The sequence below is a fragment of the Pseudomonas sp. 1912-s genome (genome assembly GCF_029269205.1).
Taxonomy (GTDB): domain Bacteria; phylum Pseudomonadota; class Gammaproteobacteria; order Pseudomonadales; family Pseudomonadaceae; genus Aquipseudomonas.
The window spans coordinates 22,099-33,604 of record NZ_JARIXR010000046.1 but is presented as its reverse complement, the minus strand read 5'-3'; the positions used below and the strand labels follow the sequence as shown (position 1 = coordinate 33,604).

Annotated in this window: 10 protein-coding genes and 1 pseudogene; 2 read left to right on the top strand and 9 right to left on the bottom strand. The window is 61.5% G+C overall.

The window, feature by feature from the left end; translation table 11 throughout:
- The 4 genes and pseudogenes from P3C29_RS30700 to P3C29_RS30685 all read right to left on the bottom strand — a co-directional run.
- Positions 1 to 127, bottom strand: a pseudogene (locus tag P3C29_RS30700) (IS481 family transposase); the annotation flags it as partial.
- A gap of 168 nt (positions 128 to 295) precedes the next feature.
- Positions 296 to 847: a GNAT family N-acetyltransferase gene (locus P3C29_RS30695; RefSeq protein ID WP_275966255.1), complete on the bottom strand. Its 552-nt coding sequence runs from the start codon at positions 845 to 847 to the stop codon at positions 296 to 298.
- Positions 848 to 869: 22 nt separating this feature from the next.
- Positions 870 to 1,331 (bottom strand): LEA type 2 family protein, encoded by a 462-nt coding sequence (locus tag P3C29_RS30690; protein ID WP_201123603.1) that lies wholly within the window; start codon positions 1,329 to 1,331, stop codon positions 870 to 872.
- A 13-nt stretch (positions 1,332 to 1,344) separates the two neighbouring features.
- Positions 1,345 to 2,772 (bottom strand): nucleobase:cation symporter-2 family protein, encoded by a 1,428-nt coding sequence (locus P3C29_RS30685; protein WP_010165549.1) that lies wholly within the window; start codon positions 2,770 to 2,772, stop codon positions 1,345 to 1,347.
- Positions 2,773 to 3,008: 236 nt separating this feature from the next.
- Between P3C29_RS30685 and P3C29_RS30680 the strand changes: the two genes are divergently transcribed.
- A complete protein-coding gene (locus tag P3C29_RS30680) occupies positions 3,009 to 4,634 on the top strand; it encodes a methyl-accepting chemotaxis protein (RefSeq protein ID WP_275966254.1) in 1,626 nt (541 codons plus the stop codon).
- A gap of 148 nt (positions 4,635 to 4,782) precedes the next feature.
- On the opposite strand, the gene P3C29_RS30675 is transcribed toward P3C29_RS30680, so the two are convergent.
- The 5 genes from P3C29_RS30675 to P3C29_RS30655 all read right to left on the bottom strand — a co-directional run bounded on the left by P3C29_RS30675 (position 4,783) and on the right by P3C29_RS30655 (position 9,984).
- The gene (locus P3C29_RS30675) at positions 4,783 to 5,760 is read right to left on the bottom strand and encodes a D-glycerate dehydrogenase (protein ID WP_169388157.1); all 978 of its coding nucleotides are present in this window, start codon (positions 5,758 to 5,760) and stop codon (positions 4,783 to 4,785) included.
- On the bottom strand, positions 5,760 to 7,055 hold the full coding sequence (locus P3C29_RS30670; protein ID WP_010165554.1) for an MFS transporter: 1,296 nt from the start codon (positions 7,053 to 7,055) through the stop codon (positions 5,760 to 5,762). The genes P3C29_RS30675 and P3C29_RS30670 overlap by 1 nt, the downstream gene beginning before the upstream one ends.
- Positions 7,056 to 7,110: 55 nt before the next feature.
- The gene (locus P3C29_RS30665) at positions 7,111 to 8,055 is read right to left on the bottom strand and encodes a sugar kinase (RefSeq protein ID WP_275966253.1); all 945 of its coding nucleotides are present in this window, start codon (positions 8,053 to 8,055) and stop codon (positions 7,111 to 7,113) included.
- A complete protein-coding gene (locus tag P3C29_RS30660; protein ID WP_275966252.1) occupies positions 8,048 to 8,830 on the bottom strand; it encodes a TIM barrel protein in 783 nt (260 codons plus the stop codon). Before P3C29_RS30660 ends, P3C29_RS30665 begins: the two co-directional genes overlap by 8 nt.
- 89 nt (positions 8,831 to 8,919) lie before the next feature.
- Positions 8,920 to 9,984 carry a LacI family DNA-binding transcriptional regulator gene (locus P3C29_RS30655; RefSeq protein WP_275966251.1) on the bottom strand — a complete coding sequence of 355 codons (1,065 nt, stop codon included), beginning with the start codon at positions 9,982 to 9,984 and terminating at the stop codon, positions 8,920 to 8,922.
- 247 nt (positions 9,985 to 10,231) lie between these two features.
- Between P3C29_RS30655 and P3C29_RS30650 the strand changes: the two genes are divergently transcribed.
- Complete coding sequence (locus P3C29_RS30650) at positions 10,232 to 11,479, top strand: hypothetical protein (RefSeq protein WP_275966250.1); 1,248 nt, start codon at positions 10,232 to 10,234, stop codon at positions 11,477 to 11,479.
- Positions 11,480 to 11,506: the final 27 nt, after the last annotated feature.

The following is an 11,506-nucleotide window of genomic DNA, read 5'->3' as shown; positions in this document are numbered from 1 at the left end:
ACTTGTATGCGGTTTGGGGGCTGATACCGAACCGTCGACACAGTTCTCGTTTATTGCTGCCGGGCTGCCGGGCAAAGGCAACGAACTCTTTTTTCAGGCTCATGGCGTCTCTCGTATTCCAGGGCATGATGGTTTTCCGGCGAAGTTAGCTCGCCGAAAAGTGTCCACCATGTCCCCGCACACCCGTCAACCATGTGTCCGGTCCGTACAGGCTCTTTTCAAAAGTGACCCGCTGTAAGAGCGGAACCAATCGAAGCCATAACAAAAACAACGGATATACACCCCATACCCCGACTCAGAAACCGCGCCCCCCCAGCCATTCCTCACGAGTAATCTCCCAAATATCCTTGGGGAAACTTCCAGCGACAAACCGCCCCTCATCGGTCCTGACCAACCGCATCCCCGTACGCTCGGAAATCCTGCGCGACGCAACGTTCGGCGTCGCCTTGGGCACCCGCATCAACGGCCGCCCCAGCACCTCAAACCAATACTCGGTCACCGCCGCACTGGCCTCGGCCATCAACCCCTGGCCCTGCCATTGCAATCCCAGCCAAAAGCCCCGGTTGTTGTCCACCTCATCCATCAGGCTGACATTCCCAATCAAAACCTCTGGCGCGCTTTTCAGGCGGATCGACCAATGCCACTCCACACCGCGCGCCATGGCTGGCAACGCAACGTGTTCCAGATAGCTGCGCGCCCCATCCGCCGGGTACGGCCAGGGCACCTGGGCATTGAGGTAACGCACCACTTCCCAATGGGGAAACTGCTGCTGCACGCCCTCGGCATCCTCCAGCGTCAGCGGCCGCAGAATCAGGCGTTCGGTATACAGCGTGGGTATCGCGTCCATGTGGCGAGGCTCTCCGTGATCGTTACCAGGTGGCGGTGTTGGGCAGGTCCAGGGTGCCGCGATCCACGAAGCGCATGGTGCCGAACAGCCCACCCGCCAGTTTCCCGCGCAACACATAAGGCAGGTTATTCAAACTCTGGGTCTGGCTCAGGCCCAGGGTCTGACGCAGCACGGAAAACGCCGAAACACTCACCGGCACCGTCAGCACGGTCTCCGAAAAGCGTGGGATGGAACCACCCTGGTCACTCACCCCCGACGCCAGGGGCCGGCCATTGACCTCCAGGTCCAGGGCCACGCCGCTGTAGTCGATCGCGGTCTCGTTCGGGTTCTGCACCCGCAACTTGACCGCGAACCGCACCTCAAGGTCCTGGCTTTGCAGCGGCTCGATGCCCACCACGTTGATGTTCACCGGGTCGCGGTTGGGGAACAGCGCGCAGGCGCTCAGGCTGAGTAGCAGCAGTGACAGGACCATGAGCTTGCGCATAAAACGGGTTCTCCTATTTCGTGACGTCCGGGTCCTGCATCACCTTGAGGGTGGAGGCTTCCGGATCAAATTCATCTTCTTCCAGTTCTATGAACTCCTCAGGCAGGAAGATGTTCAGCACGATAGCGCAGAACGCACCCACGGTGATCGGCGACTCGAAGATGTTGTGCAGCGCCTTGGGCAGTTCGCGCAGCACTTCCGGCACGGCCGCCACCCCCAGGCCCATCCCCAGGGAGATGGCCACGATCAGCACGTTGCGCCGGTGCAGGCCGGCCTCGGCGAGGATTTTGATCCCGGCCACCGCGACGGTGCCGAACATGATCAGGGTCGCGCCGCCCAGTACCGGCTTGGGCATCAGCTGCAACACCGCGCCAATCATCGGGAACAGCCCCAGCAGTACCAGCAGCCCGGCAATGAAATACGCCACATACCGGCTGGCCACGCCGGTCAACTGGATCACGCCGTTGTTCTGGGCGAAGGTCACCATGGGCAGGCTGTTGAAAGTGGCGGCCATCACCGAGTTGAGGCCGTCAGCCAGCAAGCCGGACTTGATGCGCTTGATGTACAGCGGGCCCTTGACCGGCTGTTGGGAAATCATCGAGTTGGCCGTCAGGTCCCCGGCCGCTTCCAGGGGCGAGATCAGGAAGATCACCGCCACCGGGATAAACGCCACCCAGTCGAACGAGAAACCGTACTTGAACGGCACCGGCACGCTGATCAGTGGCAACTGGGGCAGGGCGGCCAGGTCGACGCGGCCCATCCACCAGGCCACGGCAAAGCCGAGTGTCAGGCCGATCACGATCGAGCCCAGGCGCAGGAACGGGTTGTTGAAGCGGTTGAGCACCACGATGGTCAGCAATACCAGGGCTGCCAGGCCCATGTTGCCGGCAGCGCCCAGGTCGCTGGCGCCATAACCGCCGGCCATGTCGGTGACGGCCACCTTGATCAGCGACAGGCCCATCAAGGTGATGATGGTGCCGGTGACCACCGGGGTGATCAGTTTGCGCAGTTTGCCGATGAACTGGCTGAGCACCACTTCGATAAACGCCGCGAAGAAGCAGATGCCGAAGATCGTCGACAGGATTTCATCAGTGCCGCCGCCCCGCGCCTTGACCATGAACCCGGCGCTCAGGATTACGCTGATAAACGAAAAACTGGTGCCTTGCAGGCACAGCAGGCCTGAACCCACCGGGCCGAACGTGCGGGCCTGCACAAAGGTGCCGAGCCCCGACACAAACAACGCCATGCTCACCAGGTACGGCACCTCGCTTTCAAGGCCCAGCACGCCACCGACGATCAGCGTCGGGGTGATGATGCCGACAAAGCTCGCCAGCACATGCTGCAGGGCGGCGAATATCGCGGCGCTGAAGTGCGGGCGGTCGTCGAGGCCGTAGATCAGGTCGGATTTATAACGGGGGCGAGGGGTTTGAGCGTCAGACAAAATACGGGCCCGGGTAGGAAAAAGGAGGCGCAGGATGCCAGAAAGTGCCAGTTGTCAGAAGTGTGAAAAAATATTTCGAAACATCCCCCATTAAATCCTCAAGCCTGCCGATATCTCTTATAGGCCCACATACCTATTACAACAGTGGTGCCAACCGGTCAGAAAGGCGCGTTGACGCACACTGACCGTGTCGCGGCAGGGATGCTCGCAGCCACTACTTCTGAGAGCGCCCCCCTATGTCCCTCCGTCAGCTGAATATCGCCCCTCGAGCTTTCCTCGGTTTTGCGTTTATTGCGTTGCTTGTCATCGTCCTGGGGGTGTTTGCGGCCAACCGCATGACCCTGATCCGCCAGGCCTCGGTGGACATGGGCGCGAACCAACTGCCCAGCGTCGGCTATCTGGCCACCATGACCGAAAACGTCCTGCGCCTGCGGATATTGTCGTTTCGCGTCCTGGTGAATCGTGAGCCGGCAGCGCTGGAGGAGGCACAGACCCGTATGGGGGTGCTGGAAGGCAAGGTCAAGACCGCCCAGGCTGCCTACGCCGCCATGCCGGCCGGCGATGAAGAGGCTGCGCTGTACAAGACGTTCGCCCTCACGCTCGATAATTACCTCAAGGCTCAGGCTGAGATGGTGAGCTTCTCGCGGCAGAACAAAGTGGAAGAGATGCGCGCCTTGATCAACAGCCGCATCAAGGACGGTACCGACCAGATGGGCGAGCAACTGAATAAGTTGATCGCCATCAATGCAGCAGATGCCAAGCAGGCCGGTGACGAGGCCGGGAAAAGTTATCAGGACGCCATCACCGGGATCATCGTCGTCTCGGTCATTGCGGCGTTGATGACCGTGTTGCTGGCATGGCTGCTGACCCGCAGCATTGTGACCCCGTTGCGCAAAGCCCTGGAAGTTGCCGAAACCATCGCTGGCGGTAACCTGAGCACAGTGATCGAGGACGACGGCAAGGACGAGCCCGCCCGCCTGATCGGCGCCCTGGCCTCGATGCAAAGCAACCTGCGTCAGACCATCCAGCACATCGCCGGCTCGGCCACGCAGCTTGCGTCAGCCGCAGAAGAACTCAGCGCCGTTACCGAAGAAGCCTCCAAAGGCTTGCAACAACAGAACAACGAAATCGACCAGGCCGCCACGGCAGTGAATGAGATGACCGCCGCAGTGGAAGAAGTGGCGCGCAATGCGGTGTCCACCTCCGAGGCGTCCAGCCAGTCCAACCAGGCCGCGCGGGAAGGGCGCGACCGGGTGGTGGAAACCGTGGGTGCAATCCAGACCATGACCCAGGACGTGCAAAACACCGCCGTGCTGATTGAAGGCCTGGCCACTCAGGGCCGTGATATTGGCAAGGTACTGGACGTGATTCGCGCAATTGCCGAGCAGACCAACCTGCTGGCCCTCAACGCGGCGATTGAAGCGGCGCGTGCCGGTGAAGCCGGTCGTGGTTTCGCGGTGGTGGCGGACGAAGTACGGGCCCTGGCCCATCGCACTGCGCAGTCGACCCAGGAAATCGAAAAAATGGTCGCCGGCATCCAGAGCGGCACCGGTGAAGCCGTGCAGTCCATGCAGCAGAGCAACCAGCGCACTCAAAGCACCCTGGAAATGGCGCGGGCTGCCGGTGTGGCGCTGGAGCAGATCACCCAGTCCATCAGCCTGATCAACGAACGCAACCTGGTGATCGCCAGCGCCTCGGAAGAGCAGGCCCAGGTGTCCCGCGAGGTTGACCGCAACCTGGTGAACATCCGCGACCTGGCGACCCAGTCGGCAGCGGGTGCCAACCAGACCAGCGCCGCCAGCCACGAACTGTCGCGCCTGGCGGTGGATTTGAACGGGATGGTGGCGCGGTTCGTCATCTGACCTGAAATGCGATCAAAAATGTGGGAGCTGGCTTGCTGTGGTGAGCGGGCTTGCCCCGCGCTGGGCTGCGAAGCAGCCCCATCAATCTGGAGTGAAGCCCCCTCACCACAGCAAGCCCTCTCCCACATTGGTCCTGCGGCGTTTTCAGTCAGTGTTTCCAGGCGGCTGGGTTCACCAGGTTCTTCGGTTTTTCACCCGCCAGCGCCGCCAGCAGATTGTCCACCGCACACCGCGCCATTGCTTCCCGCGTCTCGTGGGTGGCCGAACCGATATGCGGCGTGGCCACCACGTTGTTCAGGCGCAGCAACGGCGAGTCATGCTGCAGCGGTTCGCGTACGAACACATCCAGCCCCGCTGCGCGAATCGTGCGTTGTTGCAGCGCCTCGATCAGCGCCGCCTCGTCCACCACCTTGCCCCGGGAGATGTTGATAAAGATCGTCTCCGGGCCCATCAGGGCGAACTCTTTGGCGCCAATCAAACCTTCGGTTTCTGCGGTCAACGGCAAGGTCAGGCAGACAAAGTCGGCTTGCTGGAGCAGGTCTGGCAGGCTGCGGTATTCGGCGCCGAAACGCTGCTCCACCGCAGGCTTTGGCGAGTGGCTGTGGTAGATCACCGGCATGCCAAAACCGAAGTGTCCGCGCTGGGCCAACGCTTCGCCAATGCGGCCCATGCCGATAATGCCCAGGGTCTTGCCGTGCACATCGCTGCCAAAATGCAGCGGGCCGATGTTCTGGTTCCAGTTGCCGGCGCGCACCATATTGGCCAACTCGACTACCCGGCGAGCGGTTGCCAGGATCAGGGCGAAGCCGGTATCGGCAGTGGTTTCGGTGAGCACGTCAGGGGTGTTGCTGAGCAAGATGCCGCGCTCGGTCAGGTAGTCGATATCGTAGTTGTCGACACCGACCGACACGCTGGCCACGGCCTCAAGGTTCGGCGCCAGATCCAGCAGTTTGGCATCCAGGCGCAGGCTGGCACCGAGCAACCCTTGGGCCGTCGGCAAGGCCTCACGCAGTGTTGCCAGGCCGTTGTCATCCAGTGATTCGATCAGCGTGACCTCGGCCTGCTCATGCAGGCGGGCCATCAGGGGCGCAGAGAGTTTTTTGTAGAGCACGACAGACTTTTTCATCAGGTCTTTACCTTCAATTCAAGGGAATGCAGCGGGGCGCGTTCGCGGTCACTGGCGCCGGGCTTGAGAAAGATCGTCAACACCACCGACACCAGCAGCGCACCGCTCATCAGCAGGTACGACGCGCCGGGCGAACCGGTGCTGCTGTTGAGGTAACCCACCAGGTAGGAGCCGCCGAATGAACCGAGGGCGCCCATGCTGTTGATCAGCGCCATGGCGCCGCCGGCGACGTTGGCCGGGAGGATCTCCGGGACGATCGCAAAAAACGGCCCGTAAGGCGCATACATGCACGCCCCGGCGATCACCAGCAGGGTGTACGACCACCAGAAATGTTCGGCGCCGAGCACGTAGGACGCATAAAACGCGATGGAGGCGATCAGCAGCGGCGGCCACACAAAGCGTTTACGTTTTTGCAGCTTGTCCGAACCCCAGGACACCACCAGCATGCCGATCACCGCCGCAAGATACGGCAGCGCCGACAGCCAGCCGGCCTCGACCATGTCCATCTTCAAGCCGGCCTTGAGGATCGACGGCAGCCACAGCACGAAGCCGTATACGCCAATGCTCCAGCAGAAAAACTGCAGCGCCAGGATGATCACCTTGGGCGAGCGGAAGGCTTCGGCGTAGTTTTTCACCGCCTTGATGCCCACCTGTTCTTCGGCGAGGGCGGTTTCCAGGTCTTTTTTGTGCTGGGCGCTCAGCCACTTGGCGTCGGCGGGTTTTTCGTCCGCCAGCTTCCACCAGATAAACGCCCACAGCACGGCTGGCAAGCCTTCGATGATAAACATCCAGCGCCAGCTGAAATGCTGCACCAGATAGCCCGAGACCACCGACATCCACATCATGGTCACCGGGTTGCCGAGGATCAGGAAGGTGTTGGCCCGGGAGCGTTCGGCGCGGGTGAACCAATGGCACAGGTACACCAGCATCGCCGGCATCACGGCGGCTTCGACCACCCCGAGCATGAAGCGGATCACGATCAGCATGTAGGCGTTGGAGACCATGCCGGTCAGGGTGGCCAGGCCGCCCCAGAGGATCAGGCTGACAAAAATCAGTTTTTTAACGCTGCGCTTTTGCGCATAGATCGCCCCCGGCACCTGGAAGAAAAAGTAGCCGAGGAAGAACAGCGCGCCGAGCAATGACGACATGCCCGGGGTGATCATCAGGTCTTCGGCCATCCCGGAGGCGGCGGCAAAGCCATAGTTGGCGCGGTCCAGGTACGCCAGGCTGTAGGTGATAAACACGATGGGCATGATGTACCACCAACGGCGGGTGGCGAGTTTCAACGGTTCCATAAAGTTGCTCCTGAGCTTGTTGTAGTTGTGGCAACAGGTAACGGGGTGATGCTGATTAGCCGGCTTTCTGGGTGTGGGGCAGGTCGGTCCTGAACGGCAAGCCTTCCATGTCGCCACGGCTCTGCACCGCGCGGCTGCCGATCCAGTTGCCGCGCTGCACGGCCTCGACAAAACTGAGGTTTTCCAACAGCGCGCTGATCATGCCGACCGCAAACCCATCGCCGGCGCCTACGGTGTCGACCACCTTGGCCACCGGCACGGCGGCGACGAAGCCCTGGTCCAGCTGCGTGCGGTAATACGCGCCATGAGGGCCGAGCTTGATAGCCACGGCTTCCACGCCCTGGTCCAGGTAAAACGCGGCGATGTCGGCCGGGTCTTCAAAACCGGTGAGCAAGCGGCCTTCGCTCAGGCCCGGCAACACCCAGTCCGCCAGGCAGGCGAGGGCGTTGATTTCGCAGATCATGCGTTGCTCATTGGCCCACAGGGACGGGCGCAGGTTCGGGTCGAAGGACACGCTGCGGCCCGCCTCGCGCATTTGCGTCATCAACTGGCGCGACAGCTCGCGGGTGGCGTCCGACAGCGCCGGCGGAATGCCGGTGGCGTGCAAGTGCCGGGCTTGCAACAGCTCAGGCTTGATCGCCTCCACCGACAAATGGCTGGCCGCCGAGCCACGGCGGAAGTATTCCACCTGCGGGTCATCGCCGGCTTCTTCACGGGACTTGAGTTGGAAGCCGGTGGGGTGCAGCGGGTCGACCGCCACATGCCGGCAGTCCAGGCCTTCGTTTTGCAGGGTGTCCACCACAAAACGGCCGAGTGAATCGGCGCCCACGCGGCTCAGCCACGCCACGTTGAAACCCAGGCGCGACAGGCCGATGGCGACATTGCTGTCGGCTCCGGCAATGCGCTTGTGAAACTGCGCAACCTGAGCCAGGTCGCCGGTCTGCTCGGCGACAAACATCGCCATGGTTTCACCAAACGACAGAATATCGATCTCAGACATGCGCATTCTCCACGCGGGGCTGGCCAAGGACGGCGAGGGCGGCGACCTGGTGTGCGGTGACCTGTACCAGGTCATCACCTTGCAGGGGAAATTCCACGGCCCGGGTAATACCTTGAGTCATGTGCTTCAGCAGTTGTTCCCACAGATGCAGGTCGGCGGCGCCCGGCGGTAGCGCCACCAGCTTGCCGTCGGCGCGCCGGGCCACGGCTTTGCAGTGCAGGTAATCCACATGCCGGCCCAGCAGGCGTGCGGCGGTGGTCGCGGATTGGTCCTGCCATTGCCAGTTGCCGATATCGAAGGTCATTTTCACCGGTACCGCCAGGCGTTCGACTTCGTTGAAAAACCGCTGCATCGGCTCGATGCGCCCGCCGTGCAGGGTCTGGTCGTTTTCCACCAGCAGCTTCACCGGATGACGGCTGAGCAGGGCGCTCAAGCTGTCCAGGTCGTTGGTGTCGGTGAAATAACCCAGGGAGACTTTCAGCCAGCGGGCGCCGAACGCCCGGGCGCGGTCGAGGGTGGCGGCGAGTTCGGCGTTGGGTTGGGAGCGGCCGGCAACCCAGAGTTCCAGGGGCGAGGAAAACACGCATTCCAGGCCGTGATCCGCCGCGGCTTGGGCCAGTTCAGCGGGCTGTTCGGTGGTCAGCAGCTCTTCACGCCATTCGATGCGTTGCGCGCCGGCCCGGGCCAGCACTTCAACGAAATTCAGCTGGCCACGATCGCGGACCACGTCGGCACCGTAGCTGGAAAGACTGATGGAAACGGGGTATTTGTGCATTGTTGTTTACCTCTGAAACCGGTTTCATTTTTGTACGCAAAATAAACATGTGGGAGCTGGCTTGCCTGCGATGGCGGCGTGTCGGTCGACTACTGTCTCGCCTGAGAAGCCGTCATCGCAGGCAAGCCAGCTCCCACAAGGGATTGGGTCGAGCCTCGGATAATCAATTGCGGCAGAAAATCCAGGGTGCGTGTCGGCGCTGTGTCCCCGCGCAACCGCTTGAGCAAACAGTCAAACGCACTGGCGCCGATAGCTTCTGTGGGCTGGGCGAGGGCGGTGATGCCGCTGCCCACCAACGGGTACCAGTCCAGGTCATCCAGGGCGATCAGGCCGACATCTTCAAACAGGTTGCAGCCCAGTTCTTTCAGCGCACGGGTGCATGCCAGCGCGGCGACGCCGTTGGCGCAAAACAGGGCTTTGGGGCCCGCTTGAGGCGTGGCGAGGAAGGCCTGCAGGCGGGTAGTGAGGTGGCTGTCGATCTCCAGCACGGCGCCGGTTAACGGGCGGCGCTGGCCGATCTCGGCGTTGAAACTGTCCAGGCGTTCCAGCCGTGAGCTGGTGCCATCGGGCGCTTCGCTGACCAATAACAGGTCGCGGTAGCCTTGCTGTTCGAGATGCGCCACGGCCATGCGCACGGCCACCGGATTATCCAGCCCCACCAGGTCGCTGTGCAGTGGCTCGACCTTGCGGTCTACCAGCACCAGGGGCATTTCCCGTTGCAGTTCCAGCAACTGGTCAAGGTGATGGCCCAGGGTATTCACGATCAACCCTTCGATGTTGTAGGCGCGCAGGGCGGCCAGGTGCTGGCGCTCCTGCTCGTCGTCGCGGTCGGTGTTGCACACCACCAGGCTGTAGCCGTGTTGGCGGCAGGCGGTTTCCACACCGTGCATCACGGCAATTGAATAGGGGTTGCGGATATCGGCCACCAGCATGCCGATCAGGCGGGTGCGCCCACGTTTCAGGCCACGGGCCATTTGGTTCGGGCGGTAGCCGAGTTCGTCGATGGCCTGTTCGATGCGCAGGGCGATGGCGTCGGAGAGCAGCGCGCGGTCGTCGCCGATAAAGCGCGAGACGCTGGCTTTGGAAACCCCGGCACGCTCGGCCACGTCGAGCATGGTTACGCGGCTGCGCTGGGCGGCGGAAAATGGAGTCACGGTAGCGCCTTTCTTATTGGAGTTGATGTTGCACTGAAACCGGTTTCAGAAAACACCAGCCAGGCCACTTCGTCAAGGAAATCTTCGTTCTTCCCGCCGCTAATATCCGACGAGCGGAGGGAATACCTGTTAGATCTGACAGTATCCGCAGCGTGGAGGGAGGTGTTCAATTGGCCCAACAGAACGGGTGCGCAGCCATCGACTAACGCACCGGCATGTGGCGGTTGTCTGAGTCATGGAGGTTTCTATGAGCATCCGTAAAACGGGGCAAACCGGTGGAAATGGGCCGGCGGGTCCAGGTGGCGTCCTTGCACTGGATGAACCCATCGTGATTGATGCATTGCCGGACGGGTTGGTGCCGGCAAGGTTTTATTTCGCCGACCTGGAAGTCGATATTCCAACACCGTGGGGATTTTTACCCGTCCCCGGCAGAGACCAGTATCTTGTATTTGAGTGGAATGTGCGGGGGGCCCGTCCCACCGACGGGCCACCTATCTTGCTGCCAAATCCAATGACCGCGGCAGACTTTCCCTACCGCGCACAAATACCTCAGTCATTCCTGCTCAGCAGCGCAATCGTCGATCTCAGATATCGCGTGCATGATTTCACCCCAAACGGTCCAAGCTTCGCCGTATCCGACATCGTGACCATCAGAATCGACCGTGACGCGCCTGGCGGAGGCGCGTTGCTGCCACCGGCCATTTTCCCCATCGACCCGATTACCGAAGCCTACCTGATTGCCAATCCTCAGGTGCCCATGGAAATCCCGGGGGGGTACCTGGGGCGTGAGGTGGGTGACAAGGTGCTGCTCTACTTTTCTGATATGGATTTGCTGCCTACCGGCGCACCCACCCTTGTTTCGTTGCCGCTGACCAGCGCAACTGGCCGGATATTTGTCGACGTGCCCAGTGACGTGTTCCGCCGTTACCCGGGAGCTCTGTTTCTTTTTTGCTTCTACCGATTGGAAGATCGTGCCGAAAACGTCAACCCACTGTTCTCGCAGGTGGCTCGGGTAGGGCTGCAAACCAGTCTTCCACCCGCCACTTATCCTCGGCCGAGTTACCCTCAGGCGCCAACAAGTGTCAGAGGGACCATGACCTGCGACAACCTACCGCCCATCTGGCTTGGGGTTGAGGTGTACGTAGCCCCTCACCCGGATATCCAAGAGGGAGATCTGGTGACGATGCGGTTTCAGGGGTACGGCCAAAACCCTGATGTCGATCCAGACCCCGCCATCATTGAGACCCTCGACCATTATTGGGATAGCGCCGATGAGGCATCGGGGTACAGCTTCTGGATTCTTGATGTCGAGCGTTTGATTCGTCCGTTAAAAAATAATGCGGGAGGCGAGGCTAAGTACAGGGTGACCAGGAGAGGTGTCGATATGGGGCGGTCTTTTTCCAGGTTTGTGCAGTTCGATCGACTCGTGCCTAGCTCGCCGCCGCGGCCAGACCCGCTTTTTTGCTGGATTGACGGTAATAACCCAGAGCCTTGAGTCCTCGGCTTCAGGGATGTCTGACGG